The sequence below is a fragment of the Pseudomonas asplenii genome, assembly GCF_001293465.1.
In the GTDB taxonomy this organism is placed as follows: domain Bacteria; phylum Pseudomonadota; class Gammaproteobacteria; order Pseudomonadales; family Pseudomonadaceae; genus Aquipseudomonas; species Aquipseudomonas fuscovaginae_B.
On the sequence record NZ_JSYZ01000003.1, the window covers coordinates 543,612 to 563,254 of the forward strand.

At 65.8% G+C, this 19,643-nt stretch carries 16 protein-coding genes; 4 read left to right on the plus strand and 12 right to left on the minus strand.

From position 1 onward, the window contains the following. Positions 1–5: 5 nt before the first annotated feature. Both PF66_RS06365 and PF66_RS06370 read right to left on the minus strand, forming a co-directional pair. Positions 6–1,103 carry a cobalt-precorrin-5B (C(1))-methyltransferase gene (locus PF66_RS06365; RefSeq protein WP_054062174.1) on the minus strand — a complete coding sequence of 366 codons (1,098 nt, stop codon included), beginning with the start codon at positions 1,101–1,103 and terminating at the stop codon, positions 6–8. Positions 1,104–1,193: 90 nt separating this feature from the next. Further along, positions 1,194–2,396, minus strand: coding sequence for a bifunctional cobalt-precorrin-7 (C(5))-methyltransferase/cobalt-precorrin-6B (C(15))-methyltransferase (locus tag PF66_RS06370; RefSeq protein ID WP_054062175.1), 1,203 nt, complete (start codon positions 2,394–2,396; stop codon positions 1,194–1,196). 135 nt (positions 2,397–2,531) lie between these two features. Between PF66_RS06370 and cobG the strand changes: the two genes are divergently transcribed. From cobG to cobJ, 4 genes are read left to right on the plus strand one after another with little or no spacing between them, the layout of a single operon-like run. Further along, positions 2,532–3,917, plus strand: a complete 1,386-nt coding sequence (gene cobG, locus PF66_RS06375) for a precorrin-3B synthase (RefSeq protein ID WP_054062176.1) — start codon at positions 2,532–2,534, stop codon at positions 3,915–3,917. Next, the gene (locus PF66_RS06380; protein WP_054062177.1) at positions 3,910–4,536 is read left to right on the plus strand and encodes a precorrin-8X methylmutase; all 627 of its coding nucleotides are present in this window, start codon (positions 3,910–3,912) and stop codon (positions 4,534–4,536) included. Before cobG ends, PF66_RS06380 begins: the two co-directional genes overlap by 8 nt. Continuing rightward, positions 4,536–5,267 (plus strand): precorrin-2 C(20)-methyltransferase, encoded by a 732-nt coding sequence (locus PF66_RS06385; protein ID WP_054062178.1) that lies wholly within the window; start codon positions 4,536–4,538, stop codon positions 5,265–5,267. Before PF66_RS06380 ends, PF66_RS06385 begins: the two co-directional genes overlap by 1 nt. Continuing rightward, positions 5,264–6,964, plus strand: a complete 1,701-nt coding sequence (gene cobJ, locus PF66_RS06390; RefSeq protein WP_054062179.1) for a precorrin-3B C(17)-methyltransferase — start codon at positions 5,264–5,266, stop codon at positions 6,962–6,964. The genes PF66_RS06385 and cobJ overlap by 4 nt, the downstream gene beginning before the upstream one ends. Positions 6,965–6,971: 7 nt before the next feature. On the opposite strand, the gene PF66_RS06395 is transcribed toward cobJ, so the two are convergent. The 10 genes from PF66_RS06395 to accB form a co-directional block, all read right to left on the minus strand. After that, positions 6,972–7,568 (minus strand): MarC family protein, encoded by a 597-nt coding sequence (locus PF66_RS06395; protein WP_054059598.1) that lies wholly within the window; start codon positions 7,566–7,568, stop codon positions 6,972–6,974. A 210-nt stretch (positions 7,569–7,778) separates the two neighbouring features. Then, positions 7,779–10,559 (minus strand): hybrid sensor histidine kinase/response regulator, encoded by a 2,781-nt coding sequence (locus PF66_RS06400; protein WP_054062180.1) that lies wholly within the window; start codon positions 10,557–10,559, stop codon positions 7,779–7,781. 100 nt (positions 10,560–10,659) lie between these two features. Next, positions 10,660–11,955, minus strand: a complete 1,296-nt coding sequence (gene purD / locus PF66_RS06405) for a phosphoribosylamine--glycine ligase (protein WP_054059596.1) — start codon at positions 11,953–11,955, stop codon at positions 10,660–10,662. Positions 11,956–12,109: 154 nt separating this feature from the next. Next, a complete protein-coding gene (gene purH / locus PF66_RS06410; RefSeq protein ID WP_054059599.1) occupies positions 12,110–13,717 on the minus strand; it encodes a bifunctional phosphoribosylaminoimidazolecarboxamide formyltransferase/IMP cyclohydrolase in 1,608 nt (535 codons plus the stop codon). Positions 13,718–13,797: 80 nt separating this feature from the next. Further along, complete coding sequence (gene fis / locus PF66_RS06415) at positions 13,798–14,118, minus strand: DNA-binding transcriptional regulator Fis (protein ID WP_003186237.1); 321 nt, start codon at positions 14,116–14,118, stop codon at positions 13,798–13,800. Beyond that, entirely contained in the window at positions 14,115–15,128 is a 1,014-nt protein-coding gene (dusB, locus tag PF66_RS06420; RefSeq protein ID WP_054062181.1) for a tRNA dihydrouridine synthase DusB, read from the minus strand. Before dusB ends, fis begins: the two co-directional genes overlap by 4 nt. A 174-nt stretch (positions 15,129–15,302) precedes the next feature. Beyond that, positions 15,303–16,631, minus strand: a complete 1,329-nt coding sequence (locus tag PF66_RS06425; protein WP_054062182.1) for a DUF3426 domain-containing protein — start codon at positions 16,629–16,631, stop codon at positions 15,303–15,305. A gap of 30 nt (positions 16,632–16,661) precedes the next feature. Then, positions 16,662–17,540: a 50S ribosomal protein L11 methyltransferase gene (prmA, locus tag PF66_RS06430; RefSeq protein WP_054062183.1), complete on the minus strand. Its 879-nt coding sequence runs from the start codon at positions 17,538–17,540 to the stop codon at positions 16,662–16,664. 254 nt (positions 17,541–17,794) lie between these two features. Then, complete coding sequence (gene accC / locus PF66_RS06435; RefSeq protein WP_054059593.1) at positions 17,795–19,153, minus strand: acetyl-CoA carboxylase biotin carboxylase subunit; 1,359 nt, start codon at positions 19,151–19,153, stop codon at positions 17,795–17,797. Positions 19,154–19,170: 17 nt separating this feature from the next. Continuing rightward, positions 19,171–19,635 carry an acetyl-CoA carboxylase biotin carboxyl carrier protein gene (accB, locus tag PF66_RS06440; protein WP_054062184.1) on the minus strand — a complete coding sequence of 155 codons (465 nt, stop codon included), beginning with the start codon at positions 19,633–19,635 and terminating at the stop codon, positions 19,171–19,173. Between the last annotated feature and the right edge of the window lie 8 nt (positions 19,636–19,643).

Consider the following 19,643-nt stretch of genomic DNA (forward strand, 5'->3'; position numbering starts at 1 on the left):
CTGGTTCATTGAAACGCTCCGGCATGGCCGACGATGCCGCCCTGGCGATCGATGGCGAAAACCTCCACCTGCACCTGGGCCGGGACCACGCTGCGGGCGAACTCCAGGGCGTGCCGGCAGACCGCATCGCCGAGGGCGACCCCGGCGGCGCTGGCCATTGCCAGGGCCTGCTGGCTGGTGTTGGCCTGGCGAATGGCCTGTTGCAGGGCCTCGTTGGCACCCACCGCGGCGGCCCATTCGGCCAGTTGCGGCAGGTCGATGCTCGAATGCCGGCTGTGCAGGTCCATGTGTCCGGCCGCCAGCTTGCTGATCTTGCCGAAGCCGCCGCACAGGCTCAGCTTATCCACAGGCACCTTGCGCAGGTGCTTGAGTACGGCGCCGACGAAGTCGCCCATTTCGATCAGGGCGATTTCCGGCAGGTCGTACACCCGGCGCATGGTGTCTTCGCTGGCGTTGCCGGTGCAGGCGGCGATATGCAGGTAGCCGTTGGTCCTGGCGACATCGATGCCCTGGTGGATCGAGGCGATGTAGGCCGAGCAGGAAAATGGCCGGACGATGCCGCTGGTGCCGAGAATCGACAGCCCGCCGAGGATGCCCAGGCGCGGGTTCATGGTTTTCAGCGCCAGCGCTTCGCCGCCCTCGACGTTGACGGTGACCGAGAAGCCCCCGTCGTAGGCGTGTTCGGCCGCCAGTTGCTGCAGGTGTTCGGTGATCATCCTGCGCGGCACCGGATTGATCGCCGGCTCGCCGACCGCCAGCACCAGCCCGGGGCGGGTGACGGTGCCGACGCCGCTGCCGGCGTGGAAGTGCACGCCAGGCTCGGCGGTCAGTCGCACCCGGGTGTACAGCAGCGCGCCATGGGTGACATCCGGATCGTCGCCGGCATCCTTGAGGGTCCCGGCCTCGGCACCGTCCTCGTGCCGGCGGCAGAACTCCAGGCGCATCTCGACCTGCTTGCCCTTGGGCAGGATGATCCGCACCGCGTCATGACTGACGCCGCTCAGCAGCAGGCGCGCCGCCGCCAGGGCAGTGGCGGTGGCGCAACTGCCGGTGGTCAGGCCGCTGCGCAGGGGCGCGGGTTGTTCGGCGGTTTCGTCACGCATGGCTACGTGCTCCGGCTCCGAGCGAGGCGGGGTCCAGGCAACTTTTTGCGGGCAAGCCCGCTCCCGCAAGGCTCGGGGCTTTCAGGGCATTCAAGGTTTCACCACGTCGAGCAGGGTGATCGGCAAGGCCTGGCGCCAGGTATCGAAGTCGCCCAGGGGTTGGGCCTGGGCGACATGGAGGCGGGTCAGTTCGCCGCCGTGGCTCTGTCGCCAGTTCATCAGCAGCAGTTCGCTTTGCAGGGTCACGGCATTGGCCACCAGCCGCCCGCCGGGCTTGAGCCGGGCCCAGCAGGTCTCGACAACACCGGGAACGGTCACGCCGCCACCGATGAAGATCGCATCCGGCTGTTCCAGCCCGTCCAGGGCCTGCGGGGCATTGCCGCGGACCAGGCGCAACCCGGGGACGCCCAGGGCGTCGCGATTGTGCTCGATCAGTTGCTGGCGGCCTGCGTCCGCTTCGATGGCAATGGTCCGGCAGGAGGGATGGGCACGCATCCACTCGATGCCGATGGAGCCGCTGCCGGCACCAACATCCCAGAGCAGTTCGCCGGGGACCGGTGCGAGGCGGGCCAGGGTAATGGCACGAACGTCGCGCTTGGTCAGTTGGCCGTCATGGCGGAAGGCGGAGTCCGGCAACCCGCCGATGTGCGACAGGCGGGGCGTGGCCGGGTCGGCCTGGCATTCGATGGCGACCAGGTTGAGGCGGGCGAACGGCTGCTCCTCCCAGCCCCGGGCACGGCCATCGATGCGCCGTTCGAGCGGCCCGCCCAGATGCTCCAGCACGCTGACCCGGCTGGGGCCGAAGCCACGCTCGCGCAGCAGGGCGACGATAGCGGCAGGGCTGTGTTCGTCGTTGCTCAGCACCAGCAGGCGCAACCCTGTGTGCAGGTGCGCGCCGAGCGCGGCGACGGGACGGGCGACCACCGACAGGCACACCACCTCCTGCAGGGCCCAGCCCAGGCGGGCAGCGGCCAGCGAATAGGCGGACGGGGCGGGCAGCACGTGCATTTCCTGTGGCTCGACCTGACGCGCCAGGCTGGCGCCGACGCCGAACAGCATCGGATCGCCGCTGGCCAGCACGCACACCGGCGTGCCGCGCAGGGCCAGTACCGGTTCGAGAGAGAACGGGCTCGGCCAGGCCTGGCGCTCGGCCGTCACGCTCGCAGGCAGCAGGTCGAGCTGGCGCGGCCCACCGAATACCCGCGCCGCGCCCAGCAGTGCCTGCCGGGCGTTTTTGCCGAGGCCATCGAAGCCGTCTTCACCGATTCCCACTACTGTCAGCCAGGGCGCCATCTAGAATCCTCAAAACGCAGCGTTCCGACCGGCAGTCTTTTCATGCCTTCGGACAAAGCAGGCATAATACCGCGCCTTCGACGGCGAAACGCCTTTGGATGACAACGAACACTTTCCCTGACTGCCGGTAGCCCCTTGAACGAACACCCGCTTGCCAACGCTGTCCGCCCCTCGGCCTGTCCGGGGTTGTTGCGCATCGTCCCGGCACTGGATGGCGGCATCTGCCGGATCAAGCTGGCTGGTGGGGTGATCAGTGCCGATCAGGCCCGGGCCGTGGCCCAGGCGGCCGCGCGTTATGCCGGCGGAGTGATCGAGGCGACCAACCGGGCCAATCTGCAGATCCGCGGGATCGGGGCGGCGCATCAGGCCCTGATCGACAGCCTGCTGGCGGCCGGGCTTGGGCCCGCTCCCGCGGGAGCAGAGGCAGCCATGGGAAGGGAGCCCGCCACAGGAACGGAGGTATCCCGCGTCAGTGGGGCCGACGATGTGCGCAACCTGATGCTCAGCCCCGGTGCCGGCATCGACTCGCGGATGCTGATCGATACGCGCCCGTTGGCGGCGCAGATTCTCGCCAGCCTGCAGGGCCGGGCGCGCTTCCATGAGCTGTCGGCCAAGTTCGCCATCCAGCTCGACGGCGGCGAGGCCCTGGCGATGCTCGAACATCCCCATGACCTGTGGCTCTCGGCCCTGTCGATCGAGAACCGCCCTTGCCTGGCCTTCGGTCTCGCCGGCTGTCCGGCCGCTGATGCGCCGCTGGCGGCGGTGCCTCTGGAGCACGGGCATGCGCTGGTGGTGGCGGTACTGGAGCTGTTTCTCGACCTGGCCCGTCCCGAGCAGACACGCATGCGGCATCTCCTGGCCGAGATGTCGAGCGCCGCGCTCCTGGCACAACTGGCCGAACGGCTCGGCTTCACGCCACTGGCCGTTGGCGACTGGCGTCGGGCGCCCGCCACCGACGGGCTGCATGTGGGAACTTATCCACAGCGCCAGCCGGGCCTGGTCCATGTCGGCGCGGTGTTTCCCCTGGGCCGCCTCGATACGGCAATGCTTGAGGGCGTTGCCCAACTGGCGCAGCAATACGGTGACGGCAACCTGCGCCTGACGCCCTGGCAAAGCCTGTTGCTGCCCGGCATCCGCCAGGAACAGGCGAGCCAGGTCAGCGCACGGCTGCAACAGCTTGGCCTGCTCTGCGATGCCGACCAGCCGCTGGCACGCATCATCGCCTGCACCGGTTCTGCCGGCTGCGCCAAGGGGCAGGCCGACACCAAGGCCGATGCCCGCCGTCTGGCGACACTTCTGCCGGTGCCTGCCCTGGCCGTGCACCTGTCCGGCTGCCAACGTTCCTGCGCCGCGGCCCATGTGGCCCCTGCCACGTTGCTGGCGGTCGGCCCGGGCCGCTACGACCTTTATTTTCGTGATGCAGCCCAGCCCGGCTTCGGCCTGCTGCACGCGCGCAACCTTACTATTGATGCGGCGGGCGCCCTGCTCGAAGCCCGCTCACGGAGCAGTACCGATGATTGATTACATCCGCGATGGTCAGGAGATCTATCGCAACTCCTTCGCGATCATTCGCGCGGAGGCGAACCTGGCGCGAATCCCCGCCGACCTGGAAAAACTGGCCGTGCGGGTGATCCATGCCTGCGGCATGGTCGATGCCATCGATGGCCTGCAATTTTCGCCGGGGGCCGGCAAGGCCGGGCGCGAGGCCCTGGCGGCCGGGGCACCGATCCTCTGCGATGCGCGGATGGTGGCCGAGGGCATCACCCGTGCCCGCCTGCCGGCCGACAACCCGGTGATCTGCACCCTGCGTGACGAGCGCGTACCGGCGCTGGCGCAGGAACTGGGCAATACCCGCTCGGCGGTGGCCCTGGAATTGTGGCGGCCGCATCTGGAAGGCAGCGTGGTGGTGATCGGTAATGCGCCGACGTCGCTGTTCTATCTGCTGGAAATGCTCGATGCCGGAGCGCCGAAACCGGCGTTGATCCTCGGCTTCCCGGTGGGCTTCGTCGGTGCCGCCGAATCCAAGGCGATGCTCGCCGCCGACAGCCGTGGCGTGCCGTTCGTGATCATGCAGGGCCGCCTCGGCGGCAGCGCCATGGCCGCCGCGGCTGTCAATGCCCTCGCTACGGAGGTGGAATGATGCACAAGCCAGGACGTCTGATCGGCCTCGGCGTAGGGCCGGGTGATCCGGAGTTGATCACGGTGAAGGCGCTGCGCCTGCTGCGCGAGTCGCCAGTGGTGGCGTACTTCGTCGCCAAGGGCAAGAAGGGCAATGCCTTCGGTATCATCGAAGGGCATCTGCAGCAGGCCCAGGCCCTGCTGCCGCTGGTCTACCCGGTGACCACCGAAGCCCTGCCGACACCGCTGTCCTACGAGCAGGTGATCAGCGACTTCTACGACGAAGCCAGCCTGGAGGTGGCCGCGCACCTGGATGCCGGCCGCGATGTGGCGGTGATCTGCGAGGGTGATCCGTTCTTCTACGGCTCCTATATGTACCTGCACGACCGCCTGGCCGACCGCTACGAAGCCCAGGTGGTCCCTGGCGTCTGCTCGATGCTCGGGGGGGCCTCGGTGCTCGGCGTGCCGCTGGTGTATCGCAACCAGAGCCTGTCGGTGCTGTCCGGCGTGCTGCCCCACGACGAACTCAAGCGCCGCCTGGCCGACGCCGATGCGGCGGTGGTCATGAAGCTGGGGCGCAACTTCCCCAAGGTTCGCCAGGTCCTGGAAGAACTGGGGCTGGCTGGCCGCGCCCTGTATGTGGAACGGGCCACCATGGCCAACCAGAAGATCGTCCCGCTCGATGAGGTGGACCCGATGTCCTCGCCGTATTTCTCGCTGATCATCGTGCCCGGTGAACGGTGGCAGGGATGAGTCGCCCGGCACCGGCCATTGTCATCCTCGGCAATGGCAGCCTGGCCACCGCGCGCAGGCTTCAGCAGATCTACCCGAATGCCCTGATCCACGGCCTGGCCGAGCGGGTCGAGGGCGCTGACCGCAGCTACAGCGAGTTCGGCGCGACCTTGCGCCAGCTCTATCAGCAGGACACGCCGATCATCGCCCTGTGTGCGGCCGGTATCGTCATCCGCAGCCTGGCCCCGGTGCTGCTGGAGAAGGGCGCCGAGCCACCGGTGCTGGCGGTGGCCGAGGATGGCAGCGCGGTGGTGCCGTTGCTCGGCGGGCTGGGTGGGGTGAACGTCATGGCCCGGGAAATGGCCGCCGGCCTGGGGGTGGCGGCCGCGATTACCACCAGTGGCGAACTGCGCTTCGGCACCTGCCTGCTCAATCCGCCGAGCGGTTACGCCCTGGCCGACCTGGAGCTGGGCAAGCGTTTCGTCTCGGATCTGCTGGCGGGCGAAAGCGTGCGGGTCGAGGGCGACGCACCCTGGCTGGCCGAGGCGCGTTTGCCCGAGCACCAGGACGCCCGGTTGTCGATTCACGTGGGCAGCGCCGAGCGCACGCCGACCACGGACGAGCTGCTGATCTATCCGCGCTGCGTGCTGGCGGCGGTTTCGGCGGAGGTGCCGGAGCTGGCCGAACGCGTGCGTGCGGCGCTGCGGGAGGCGGGGATTGCACAACAGTCCCTGGCCTGCCTGCTGGCTGCGGACACGCAGATGGCCAGCCCGGCCTTGCATGAGGCCGCCGGGCAACTGGGGGTGCCACTGCGTTTCGGCGTGGCCGCCGCCGACATCGAGACGCTGGCGCGGCAGGCGCTCCCGTCAGCCTCGCTTCGCATCAGTGGGGAGTTGACGCTGGCCGTTGCCGCGCAGCCGCTGGACCCGCTGCAAATCGGCCGTCCGCGCGGCCGCCTGGCTGTGATCGGCCTCGGCCCCGGTGCGGCCGAGCTGATGGTGCCGGCGGTCAGGGCCGAACTGGATCGGGCCAATGATGTGCTCGGTTACGAGACCTACGTGCGCATGGCCGGACCGTTCCGGGCCGACCAGGTGCTGCACTGCACCGACAACCGCGAGGAGATGCAGCGTGCCCGGCACGCCTTCGAGCTGGCTGCCGCGGGGCGTTCGGTGGTGGTGGTATCGTCCGGCGACCCGGGAGTGTTCGCCATGGCGGCGGCGGTGCTCGAGGCCTTGCACGAGTCTGACAACCCCGCCTGGCAGGGTGTCGAGCTGGAGATCCTGCCCGGCGTTTCCGCTTCGCTGGCCACCGCCGCCCAGGCCGGGGCACCGTTGGGGCACGACTTCTGCGTGATGTCGCTGTCGGACAACCTCAAGCCCTGGACTATCATCGAGAAACGCCTCGATCTCGCCGCCGAGGCTGACCTCGCCCTGGCGTTCTACAATCCGATTTCCCGTTCCCGCCCCTGGCAACTGGGCCGGGCACTGGAGATCGTGGCCCGGCATCGCACGCCGCAGACGCCAGTGGTGCTGGGGCGCGACATCGGTCGACCAGGGCAGACGCTGCGGGTGACCACCCTGGGCAAGCTGACTCCGGACCAGGTGGACATGCGCACCCTGGTCATCGTCGGTTCGTCCACCACCTGCGTGTTTCCCCGCGCCGAGGGTGGCGAGTGGGTCTACACGCCACGCTGGTACGGCGAGAAACCGGGTTCCTGAGCGGCCCTCAGGGCGCCAGGTAGCCGCGTACCCCGGTAAAGATGATCTGCGCCGCCAGGGCGCAGACGAACAGGCCCATCAGGCGGCTGACGATCTGCAGCCCCTGGTCGCCCAGCAGTCGTTCGATCCGGTTCGACAGGTACAGCACCACGCCGACGGTAAGGCTCGCCAGGGCGATACTGACGATAGCGGTGAGCTTGTCGTCCCAGTGCGGCTGGCTCACGCCCATCACCAGCAGCGCACCGATGGTGCCGGGGCCTACCGTCAGCGGGATGGTCAGCGGCACGATGGTCACGTCCTGCTGCACATTGTCGCTCTGTACCGCCGACTTGCCCTGGGCCATGCCCAGCGCCGAGATGAACAGCACGCTCCCCGCGCCGATGCGGAAGGCATCCACGGTGATACCGAACACGCTGAAGATGACCCGTCCGAACAGGTACAGCAGGACGCTGGACACCAGGGTGGCAAGGGCGACTTTCCAGGCCAGGCGACGGCGCTCCTTGCTGGAGTAGCCGCGGGTCAGGCTGATGAAGCAGGACAGGACGAAGAACGGGCTGTAGAGCACCAGCATCTTCAGGTAAACGCTGAACAACACGTGGAGCATGGTCTGAGCTCGAACGGAGAAGGGCCCGGGCAGTCTATCAGGCGCTAGTGGCCTGTGTGGCTAATTCGCATACCCCACTCCGGGCCCATGGCTTCGCCAGGCTGCGTTGCCATTCTGCCACGACTCGTCATGGCGCCTTGTCTGGCAAAACCCTGGTCCCGAATCTGAGTCTTCGAATTAACCGTACAGGCCACTCGGCCGTCTGTCGGCTCAGGAGGTGGTCTGTTCCTGGACCTGCTGGCTGTCGCGCTGGGCGACCCAGTGCTCGACCAGTTCGCGCAGTTGCGAGAGCTCCACGGGCTTGGCCATGTGGCCGTCCATGCCGGCCTGGCGGGCGCGTTCCTTGTGCTCGCTGAGGATGTGCGCGGTCAGGGCCACCACCGGCGTGCGGACCCGCTGGTTGCCGACCTCCCAGGCGCGTAGCTGCTGGGTGGCGGAGAACCCGTCAAGCACCGGCATTTCGCAATCCATCAGCACCAGGTCGTAGCGCTGGGCTTTCATCGCCCGCAGCGCCTCCTCGCCGTTGCTGGCGGTATCGGGTTGCAGGTTGAGCTTGCCGAGCATGCCGCGGATCACCTTGGTGGAGATGCTGTTGTCCTCGGCCACCAGGATGCGGAAGTCGCTGGGTACCGTGACCGCCGGCGCGACGGCTGCGCTCGAGGGCGTCGACACGACCTGGCCCTTGCCACGCTGGGTCAGTTCGTCCGCCAGGGTGGTCTTGAGGGTATAGCCGGCCACCGGCTTGGCCAGGATGCGCTTGATGCCGGCGTTGCGCGCGATGATCTTGCTCGGCGCGTTGCTGATGCCGGTGAGCATCACCAGCAGGATGTCGTGGTTGAGGCTCGGGTCCTCCTTGATCTTGGCCGCCAGTTGCATGCCGGTCATGCCGGGCATGTTCTGGTCCAGCAGGACCACGTCGAAATAGTCGCGCAGGTGGGCCTTGGTCCGCAGCAGGGCCAGGGCCTCCTTGCCGGATGGCACGGCGCTGACGTTCAGGCCCCAGGCGCTGCACTGCTGGACCAGGACCTTGCGGCAGGTGTCGTTGTCGTCGACCACCAGCACCCGGGCACCCTTGAGCGGGCCGTCGAGGTCGGAGGTCGGGTGTTCGAGGTGTTGGGGGTCCAGCGGCAGTGTCAGCCACAGGGTGCTGCCCTGGTTGGCACCGGTCTTGATGCCGAACTCGCCACGCATCAGCAGCACCAACTGCCGGGCGATCACCAGGCCCAGGTGGCCACCCAGGCGGGTCGCGGCGAGGAAGTTCTTGCTCTGCAGTTCGGCATGCAGGAGGGCGTCGCGCTCCTCCTCGTCCATCGGCACCCCGCTGTCCTGGACGGCAATGCGCAGGCGCGGCTGGCCACTGCGTTCGTCGAGCGCGACGACGATGAGGATTTCCCCCTCGTCGGTCTTCTTCATGGCGTTTTCCAGCAGGCTCAGCAAGGTCTGGCGCAGGCGTGTCGGGTCGCCGCTGATCACCCGCGGCACCTGGGGCTGGATGAAGCTGATCAGCTCGACGTTCTGCTGTTCGGCCTTGGCGCGGAAGATGCTCAGGCAATCCTCGATCAGGGCATTGAGATCGAACTGCACATCGTCCAGTTCGATCTGCCCGGATTCCAGCTTGGAGATATCGAGGATCTCGTTGATCAGGGTCAGCAGCTCGTTGCCGGCGCTGTGGATGGTTTGCACGTAGTCGCGCTGCTTGACCGACAGCGGCGTACCCAGCAGCAGTTCGGTCATGCCCAGGACGCCGTTCATCGGAGTGCGGATCTCGTGGCTGATCTTCGCCAGGAACTCGGCCTTGGCGGCGATTTCGGCGTTGCTGGCTGCCAGGTCGCGGCTGAGGCTGAACTGGTCTTCGGTGATGCTGCGGCGGCGCTCGCCCAGGGCGATGCTCATCAGCAGCCCGCTGACGGAAATGAAGATCAGCAGGGCGACGATCAGGCCTTCCGGGGCCACCAGGGTCAGGCCCAGCAGAGCGGGCAGTATGACCAGGGTACCGATGTTGAAGATGACCATGGCGACGACGAACAGCCGCGCCGGGCGATAGCCCTTCTGCCAGTGATAGGTGGAAACCAGCAGGATGCTCAGGCTGGCCAGCCCGACCAGGCCGTAGGTCATCACGTTCAGCGGCAGGGTGTCGACGAACAGCAGCAACAGCCCGCCCAGGCAGATCACCAGGATATCGCCCAGCAGCAGCTTGTTCAGCGGATGCGGGCCCAGGGGCGAGAAAAAGCTGTGGGTGAACATCAGCCCGCAGGGGGCGGTCAGCAACAGGGCGATGTACGCACCGGCGGTCTGCGCCCCTTGCCAGCCGGGGAACCACGGGCCGATCACGTTCAACAGGAACAGCGCGCCGAGCAGGAGCAGGAACTCGCAGGAAGCCAGCCACAGGCTGCTGCGTGAACGGGTGTAGGCGAAGCGGGTCAGGTTGTGCAGGATCAGCATCGCCAGGCAGCCGAACAGCAGCCCGTAGAGCAGGCTCTGGCCGCGATCGGCGGCGCTCATCACCGCGGATTCGAGAGTGATGTGCGGTCGCAGCTCATGCTTGGAAACCAGCCTCAGGTAAATATCCAGCGGCTTGGGACTTTGCACCAGCGGCAGCATGAAGTCGCGGCTGGGCAGTGGCCGTTCGACCTTGGACAGTTCATTGCCGCTGCGTACCTGGTCGATCAGCGTGTCGCCTTCGAAGGTGTACAGGTCCAATCGGGCCAGGTCCGGGGCGAAGATCCGCAGGATCTGTTCGTGTTTGCCCGGTTGCAGACGAAAGCGTAACCACAGCGCACCGTCGGAGGGGGCGGCGGTGAGGCGATCGAGTTCGATGGGACTGAATTGATTGATGTAGCGCGAAGAGCGGATATCGCTCAGTTGCAGGTCGGCCTGGTCGTCCAGCAATACCGCCCAGCCACTGCCTTGCGAGGCCTGGGCAGGCGTTGCGAGGCAAAGCAGGGTCAGCAGGCTGACGGTGAAGCTTATGGCGATCCTGAGCCAGCGCACGGCGAAATCCCTTCGTAGGTTGATGCCTGAGTCATAACTATGCGCGGGGCGGGAATAAGACGGCAAGGGCTTGACGCCCCTGCCTATCCGAACGAATAGCTTATTCCTGGCTTTCTGCGCGTTCGCGTGCAATTGCACGATACCCAATATCGCTGCGGTAGAAGCAGCCTTCCCAATTGATTTTAGCTGCGAGCTGGTAAGCCTGCTGCTGAGCGGCGCCAACGCTCTCGCCCAGCGCCGTGGCGCAGAGCACACGGCCGCCGCAAGTGACGATCTGGCCGTCCTTGAGGGCGGTACCAGCGTGGAAAACCTTGCCTTCCAGGCTCGCTGCAGCGTCGAGGCCGCTGATCGCCGCGCCCTTGGCGTAGTCGCCCGGATAGCCGCCGGCTGCCAGGACGATGCCCAGGCTCGGCCGCGGATCCCATTGGGCCTCGACCTTGTCCAGGGCCTGGGCCAGCGCGGCCTCGACCAGCAGCACCAGGCTCGACTGCAGGCGCAGCATCACCGGCTGGGTTTCCGGGTCGCCGAAACGGCAGTTGAACTCGATGACCTTGGGGTTACCGGCCTTGTCGATCATCAGACCGGCGTAGAGGAAACCGGTGTAGACGTTGCCTTCCTCGGCCATGCCGCGCACGGTCGGCCAGATCACCTGGTCCATCACGCGCTGGTGGACTTCGGCGGTGACCACCGGAGCGGGCGAGTAGGCGCCCATGCCGCCGGTATTCGGACCGCTGTCGCCGTCGCCGACGCGCTTGTGGTCCTGGCTGGTGGCCATCGGCAGGACGTTCTTGCCGTCGACCATGACGATGAAGCTGGCTTCCTCGCCGTCGAGGAACTCCTCGATCACCACGCGCGAACCTGCATCACCGAAGGCGTTGCCGGCGAGCATGTCGCGCACGGCGTCTTCGGCTTCGGCCAGGGTCATGGCGACGATCACGCCCTTGCCGGCGGCCAGGCCGTCGGCCTTGATCACGATCGGTGCGCCTTTTTCACGCAGATAGGCCAGGGCTGGCTCGATCTCGGTGAAATTCTGGTAGTCGGCGGTCGGGATCTTGTGACGGGCCAGGAAGTCCTTGGTGAAAGCCTTGGAGCCTTCCAGCTGGGCAGCGCCGGCGGTCGGACCGAAGCAGTCCAGGCCGCGGGAGCGGAACAGGTCGACCACGCCGGCCACCAGCGGCACTTCCGGGCCGACGATGGTCAGGGAAACGTTGTTCTCGGCGAAGTCCGCCAGTTGCTCCAGGGCCAGGACGTCGATGGCGACGTTCTCGCACTTGGCCTCGATGGCGGTGCCGGCGTTGCCCGGGGCGACGAAGACTTTCTCGACGCGCGGATCCTGGGCGACTTTCCAGGCCAGGGCGTGTTCACGGCCGCCGCTGCCGATGATCAGGACATTCATTTGAAAAACCTCGATGACGCAGAATTCTGGGAGCGCTGTCGGCCACCGCCTGACTGTAGGAGCCGGGCTTGCCCGCGAAGCTTTTGGCGGCCTCAAGGGCCCCTTCGCGGGCAAGCCCAGCTCCTACAGCTCGGTGGCGTTCACACGCCTGTCATTAATGGCGGAAGTGGCGCATGCCGGTGAAGACCATGGCGATGCCGGCTTCGTCGGCCGCTGCAATCACTTCGCTGTCACGCATCGAGCCGCCTGGCTGGATCACTGCGGTGATACCGACCTTGGCCGCGTTGTCGATGCCGTCGCGGAACGGGAAGAAGGCGTCCGAGGCCATGACCGCGCCCTGCACCTGCAGGCCGGCGTGTTCAGCTTTGATCGCGGCGATACGTGCCGAGTTCACGCGGCTCATCTGGCCGGCGCCAACGCCGATGGTCTGGCGGTTCTTGGCGTAGACGATGGCGTTGGACTTGACGTACTTGGCGACTTTCCAGGCGAAGATCAGGTCGTTGATTTCCTGCTCGGTCGGAGCGCGCTTGGTCACCACCTTCAGGTCGGCGCTGGTGATCATGCCGATGTCGCGGCTTTGTACCAGCAGACCGCCGTTGACGCGCTTGTAGTCCCAGGCCGGCGCACGCTCGGCGTCCCACTGGCCGCACGCCAGCAGGCGCACGTTGGCCTTGGCGGCGACGATGGCACGAGCTTGCTCGCTGACGGAAGGGGCGATGATCACTTCGACGAACTGGCGTTCGACGATGGCCTTGGCGGTCTCGGCGTCCAGTTCGCGGTTGAAGGCGATGATGCCGCCGAAGGCCGATTCGCTGTCGGTGGCGTAGGCCAGTTCATAGGCCTGGCGGATGCCGCCCTCGGCGTCCGGGCTCACGGCCACGCCGCATGGGTTGGCGTGCTTGACGATCACGCAGGCCGGCTTGACGAAGCTCTTCACGCACTCCAGCGCGGCGTCGGTGTCGGCCACGTTGTTGTAGGACAGTTCCTTGCCTTGCAACTGGGTCGCGGTGGCGATGCCGGCTTCGGCCGGCTTGGCCTCGACGTAGAACGCCGCACTCTGGTGCGGGTTCTCGCCGTAGCGCATTTCCTGGGCCTTGACGAACTGGCTGTTGAAGGTGCGCGGGAATTCGCTGCGGCCTTCGGTCGACAGGGTCTCGGCGGCCTGGTTCACGGTGCCCATGTAGTTGGCGATCATGCCGTCGTAGGCGGCGGTGTGTTCGAACGCCTTGAGCATCAGGTCGAAGCGCTGAGCGTAGGTCAGGCCGCCGGCCTTGAGGTTTTCCAGGACCTGGGCGTAGTCGCTGGCATTGACGACGATGGCGACGTCCTTGTGGTTCTTGGCTGCCGAGCGGACCATGGTCGGGCCGCCGATGTCGATGTTCTCGATGGCGGTCGGCAGGTCACAGCCCGGCTTGCTGATGGTGGCTTCGAACGGGTAGAGGTTGACCGCGACCAGGTCGATCGGCTGGATGCCGTGCTCGTTCATGATCGCATCGTCGATGCCGCGACGACCGAGGATACCGCCGTGGATTTTCGGGTGCAGGGTCTTCACCCGGCCGTCCATCATTTCCGCAAAGCCGGTGTAGTCCGCGACTTCCACGGCGGCGACGCCGTTGTCCCGCAGCAGCTTGAAGGTGCCGCCGGTGGAGAGGATCTCCACGCCCAGGGCTTCCAGTTCACGAGCGAAATCGAGGATTCCGGTCTTGTCGGAAACGCTGATCAGGGCGCGGCGGATCGGCAGGCGGGTAGTCTGGTCGGTCATCTCGATGTCCATCAAAACAAGGGAGTCAGCAAAAAAGGCGACCGTTTCTACGCGGGCGCCTTTCTGGTTTTATTGAATGCTTACAGCAAATCGTACTGCTTGAGTTTCTTGCGCAGGGTACCGCGATTCAGGCCGAGCAGTTCGCTGGCCTTGGTCTGGTTGCCCTTGACGTAGTTCATCACGCTTTCGAGCAGGGGAGCCTCGACTTCGGAGAGCACCAGGTTGTACACGTCCGTGACGGCCGCGCCCTCGAGGTGGGCGAAATAATTGTGCAGCGCCTTCTCGACGCTGCCGCGAAGGGTCTGGCCCTCTTCGCTCGGCGTATTGAGGTGCTGTTTCAAATTGACGTTGTCGCTCACGGGCGTTGTTCCACTCACTAAAGTCTCGGTCATCATCGTCATGCGGCCACCCACTCTCCGTCCCCTGTCACCAGGCTCTTGTAACGTCCGGCGAAGAACTCACGAACGTTGGCGCACTGTGCTTCCGTATCTTCCAAACGATTGAAGTGGGCGCGAAACTCCCTGGCGCCCGGCAAGGTTGCGAGATACCAGCCGACATGCTTGCGGGCGATACGCACGCCCATGACCTCTCCATAGAAGGCATGCAGCGCGGCCAGATGCTCTAGCAGAATGCGTTCCACTTCCAACAGCTCCGGTGCCGGGAGGGTTTCACCGGTACGCAGGAAATGCTCTATCTCACGAAAAATCCACGGCCGCCCCTGGGCGGCCCGGCCGATCAACAGGCCGTCGGCACCGGTGGCGTTCAGCACGTACCGGGCCTTCTCGGCCGAATCGATGTCGCCGTTGGCGAAAACCGGAATCGACACCGCCTGCTTGATCGCGGCAATGGTGTCGTACTCGGCTTCGCCGGTGTACAGGTCTGCACGGGTCCGTCCATGCACCGCCAGGGCGGTGATGCCTGCCTGTTCGGCGATCTTCGCCACCGTCAGGCCATTTCTGTTCTCCCGGTCCCAGCCGGTGCGGATCTTCAGGGTGACCGGGACATCGACCGCCGCCACGACGGCGTACAGGATCTCCCTCACCAGGTCTTCATCCTTCAACAGGGCGGAGCCGGCGGCCTTGTTGCAGACCTTCTTGGCCGGACACCCCATGTTGATGTCGATAATCTGTGCGCCCAGCTCGACGTTGGCCCGGGCCGCATCCGCCAGCATCTGTGCATCACCGCCGGCGATCTGCACCGAGCGCGGCTCGGGATCGCCTTCGTGGATCATGCGCAGACGCGACTTGCGGCTGTTCCACAGGCTCATGTCGCTGGTGACCATTTCCGAAACCACCAGGCCCGCGCCCAGGCGTCGGCAAAGCTGACGAAAGGGCTGGTCGGTCACCCCCGCCATCGGGGCGAGAATCAAACCGTTCTGCAGTGTGTATGGGCCGATGCGTACCGCCGACATAGGACTTCCCTGTTGTGGGGCCGGATCATTGGAGTTCGAAAAAGGGTTGGCATAATACCCGCTCTCGATGACCGGATAAAGGCAAAATTGGATAAAATCTGAACAGCTGATCTGTTATCGCCAGCAGTTTGGTCGTCGGCGGAAAACTGCCGTCAAACAACCTGACAACCCCGGCTACTCGGGCGAATGGAAGCTGAGGCTGTAGTTCACGGCCTTGGCGCCTGGGTCAAGGATATCCAGGGCGATATGGATCGGGGTCTGGGGCGGCATTTCGCTCTGTTCGGCGAGATCGCCGCCCAGGTATTCACCGGGCTTGAAGCGCCGGCTGGCGATCAGATGGCCGTTGAGATCGGCAAAACGCAGCTCCAGCAGGGGAAACGGCTGCGAAAACGACGCGCGGTTGTAGATGATCGCATCCACCACCAGGGCGCCGTTGAAGTCCGGGTGGCTGCGCACCACCAGGTTGCTGCTCTTGATCCGGGCGATATCGACCTTGGAGGGCACCTTGCAGCCCAACTGTGGGCACAGTTGCTGGAACCACGGCCGGTACTGGTCCTGGCGCGCCAGTTCGTCGAAGTGGTAGGCGACGTACTGGCCGAGCAGCGCGGCGCCGGCGAGCAGCACCAGCAGCAGCCAGAGCAGGCGCTTGCCCCAGGGCGAGCGCCGGCGTTGCCAGTCGAGATGGATCGGGTCGTCCTCGAGGTCCAGCAGCACGTCGTCGTGTGCGCCGACGCCGGGTTCGCTGCGGGCGCGGGCGGGCTTTTTCGGGTCGGCGGCGGGTTCATCCGCATCGTCCTGGTCGGCGCTCACGTGTTCGTGCGGTGTGAGCTCTTCCAGTTCGCTGTCTTCGATGGCCAGGCGTGGCGCCTGGGGCTCGTCGTCCAGGTCGGCGAGGTCGAAAGACAGCGAAGGCTCGGTGCGGCTCGGCTTGGGCTGTTCGGCCTTGCGTTCGATCTTGCGCTCGGCTTTCGGGGGCGGCGCTGGCCGCTCCTGATCGTCGTCGGCTATTTCGTCGGGTTCGCTGGCCGGAGCGCTGAACAGGCTGCCGGACCATTGGGTGTCGTCATCGTCGTTGTCGCGCCGGGCACTGAAGGATTCGTCCTTGCCCGGGTGGTCCTGGCCGAATGAGCGGGCCGGCTGGATTTCCCGCTGTTCCAGGCGGGCCAGCTCTTCGTCGAGATCCAGATCGTCCAGGTCCAGCTCCTGCGCCGTCCATTGCTTCTGGCTGATGGCGCGAGGTGGCTCGGCTGGCGCTATTGGCGCGGCGGGAGGCGGCGATACGGGGGTCGCCGGTGCCGGGGGAGGGCTGGGGGCGACGGGCGTTGCGGGTGGATTGGCCGCCGCTTCCTGGGCCGCGCGCTGTTCCAGCAGTTGGCGCGCCGCATTGAACACCTGCAGGCACGAACCGCAGCGCACGACGCCACGCGCCACGCTCAACTGGGCATGGCTGACGCGAAAGCTGGTTTGGCAATGCGGGCACTGGGTGACGAAGCTGTCGGTCATGCGGCGATCCGGTTCATGCAAGCGCCCATTCTAGCGCCGACGGCCAGTGATGCGCACCCAGCTGTCGCGATCGGCAATCGGGTCCAGATCGAAGTCCCTGGCATAGGCGGCGGCCACTTCCTCGCCCTGTTCGGCGAGGATGCCGGACAGCGCCAGGCGCCCACCGGGCCTGACCAGGGTCGACAGTTGCGGGGCCAGGGCGACCAGCGGGCCGGCGAGGATGTTCGCCACCAGCACGTCGGCCTGCATCTTCGGCAGTTGCTCGGGCAGGTACAGCGGGAATAGTTCGGCGGCGATATTGTTGCGCCCGGCGTTGTCGCGGGAGGCTTCCAGGGCCTGCACGTCGATGTCGGTGCCGACCGCTTCGCGGGCGCCGAGCAGCAGCGCGGCAATCGCCAGGATCCCCGAGCCGCAGCCGAAGTCGAGAACGCTGCAGTCCTTGAGGTCCTGGCCGTCGAGCCATTCCAGGCACAGGGCGGTGGTCGGGTGGGTGCCGGTGCCGAAGGCCAGGCCCGGATCGAGCAGCAGGTTGACCGCTCCCGGCTCCGGTGCGGCATGCCAGCTCGGCACGATCCACAGGCGCTGGCCGAAACGCATCGGCTGGAAGTTGTCCATCCAGCTGCGTTCCCAGTCCTGGTCCTCGATCACTTCGGTGTGGTGGTCGGGCAACGGGGCACCGGTCAGCAGTTCGAGGTGCGCCAGTACGCTGGCGGCCTCGGTGTCGGCTTCGAACAGTGCCAGCAGGTGGGTGTGGGACCACAGTGGAGTGGTGTTCAGTTCGGGTTCGAAAATCGGCTGATCTTCGGCGTCCATGAAGGTTACCGAAACAGCGCCGACTTCCAGGAAAGCGTCTTCGTAGGTTTCGGCTTGTTCCGGGCTGATGGCGAGGCGTACTTGCAGCCAAGGCATGGCGGGCACCTGTGAAAATGAGTGTGCGACCGGGGTGGTCGCGAGAAACGCGGCAGTTTACGCCAGCGCGATGCTTTGTGGGAGTGGGCTTGCTCTGCCGGGAACGGGCCTGTCGGGTTGGAAGCGGGCTTGTTGGCGAAGGTTATCCACCGACTGGCCTCCGTGCCCTGCGCCGCACCGCTTCACGGGCAAGCCCGCTCCTGCAGAAAACGACAAGGCCGCTCGAAAGCGGCCTTGTCGTTCGGATCACCGACTCACTGGTGGGCGAGCTTGTGTTCCAGGTAGTGAATGTTCACACCACCTTCGCAGAAGCCTGCGTCACGAACCAGGTCGCGGTGCAGCGGGATGTTGGTCTTGATCCCGTCCACCACGACTTCGTCCAGGGCGTTGCGCATGCGCGCCATGGCTTCGTCGCGAGTGGCTCCCCAGGTGATCAGCTTGCCGATCAGGGAGTCGTAGTTCGACGGAACCTTGTAGCCGCTGTACAGGTGCGAGTCGACCCGCACGCCGTTGCCGCCTGGAGCATGGAAATGCTTGACCAGGCCAGGGCTCGGGATGAAGGTCTTGGGGTCTTCGGCGTTGATCCGGCACTCCAGCGCGTGACCGTGGATCTTCACGTCATCCTGGGTGTACGACAGCGGATTGCCAGCGGCGATGCTCAGCATCTCCTTGACGATATCGATGCCGGTGACCATTTCCGATACCGGGTGCTCCACCTGCACGCGAGTGTTCATCTCGATGAAGTAGAAGCGGCCGTTCTCGTACAGGAACTCGAACGTACCGGCACCGCGGTAGCCGATGTCGATACAGGCCTGGACGCAGCGGGCCAGGACTTCCTTGCGCGCGTTTTCGTCGATACCCGGTGCCGGAGCTTCCTCCAGGACCTTCTGGTGACGACGCTGCAGCGAGCAGTCGCGGTCGCCGAGGTGGATCGCATGGCCCTGGCCGTCGGAAATCACCTGAACTTCCACGTGACGTGGGTTGGTCAGGAACTTCTCCAGGTAGACCATCGGGTTGCTGAACCAGGCGCCGGCCTCTTCGCGAGTCTGCTTGGCCGCTTCGACCAGCTCTTCCTCGCTGTGCACCACGCGCATGCCGCGACCACCGCCGCCGCCAGCGGCCTTGATGATCACCGGGTAACCGACTTCACGACCGATGCGCAGAGCGGTTTCCGGGTCTTCAGGCAGCGGGCCGTCGGAGCCGGGTACGGTCGGAACGCCGGCGGCGATCATGGCTGCCTTGGCCGAAACCTTGTCGCCCATCAGGCGAATGGTGTCGGCTTTCGGGCCGATGAAGGCAAAACCGGATTTCTCGACCTGTTCGGCGAAGTCGGCGTTTTCCGCGAGGAAGCCGTAGCCTGGGTGAATCCCGGTGGCGCCGGTGACTTCGGCAGCCGCGATGATGTTCGGGATGTTCAGGTACGAGTGGGTGGCCAGGGGCGGGCCGATGCAGATGCTTTCGTCCGCCAGTTTCACATGCATCAGTTCCGTATCGGCCGTCGAGTAAACAGCTACGGTCTTGATGCCCTGTTCCTTACAGGCGCGCAGGATACGCAGAGCAATCTCGCCACGGTTGGCGATCAGGACTTTTTCCAGCTTCGCAGGTTTGGACATCGAAGGCACTCCGCGGTTCAAACGATGGTGAACAGCGGCTGGTCATACTCAACCGGCTGACCGTTTTCTACCAGGATGGATTCGATCACACCGCTGGCTTCGGCCTGGATGTGGTTCATCATCTTCATCGCTTCGACGATGCAGATGGTGTCGCCTTTCTTGACGGTCTGGCCGACTTCGACGAACGGAGCCGAGGTTGGCGACGGGGTGCGGTAGAAAGTACCGACCATCGGCGACTTGACCACGAAGCCGTTCAGCTTCGGTGCGGCGGCAGCTTCAGGCGCGGCAGCGGCGGCAGCTGGAGCGGCCGCCGCGGCGGCTGGAGCCGGAGCCTGTACCGGTGCGGGCGCGTAGTACTGTTGCGCCGGGGCCTTGCTGTGGCGACTGATGCGTACGGACTCTTCGCCTTCCTTGATCTCGAGCTCGTCGATGCCGGACTCTTCCAGCAATTCGATCAGTTTCTTAACTTTACGGATATCCATGAATCGTC